Below are 245 nucleotides of genomic sequence, written 5' to 3'. Positions count from 1 at the left end.
CGCAGCAAGCTTCATCTTCTATCTTAAAGAATGAGTCCTGAGCCTAGGGCTGAAGCTCTCGATGAGCCGATCCATCGCTTTTGCAAGCGTGAGATATCCAAGGCATTTTCTTGGCGTGCCGTTCATCAGACACTCGGTCCCGGCGAGGTCTTTGTGCGTGGGGGATGCAAGATCCGTCCGGGAGGGCAGGAGCTTGCCCGGTGCTGTCACATTAACTTTGTGGCTGTAGACTGCCCTGCATGAGA

The 245-nt window shown here is 54.7% G+C and carries 1 protein-coding gene; it reads right to left on the bottom strand.

Annotated features, from left to right (window positions below):
* Window positions 1-18: 18 nt before the first annotated feature.
* On the bottom strand, window positions 19-245 hold a 227-nt coding region (locus tag HK28_RS14320; RefSeq protein WP_233140470.1), incomplete at its 5' end, for a hypothetical protein.

The sequence above is a fragment of the Acetobacter sp. DsW_063 genome, assembly GCF_002153745.1.
GTDB lineage: Bacteria > Pseudomonadota > Alphaproteobacteria > Acetobacterales > Acetobacteraceae > Acetobacter.
The sequence above is the reverse complement of the archived record's forward strand: the minus strand, read 5'-3'. Positions and strand labels throughout refer to the sequence as shown.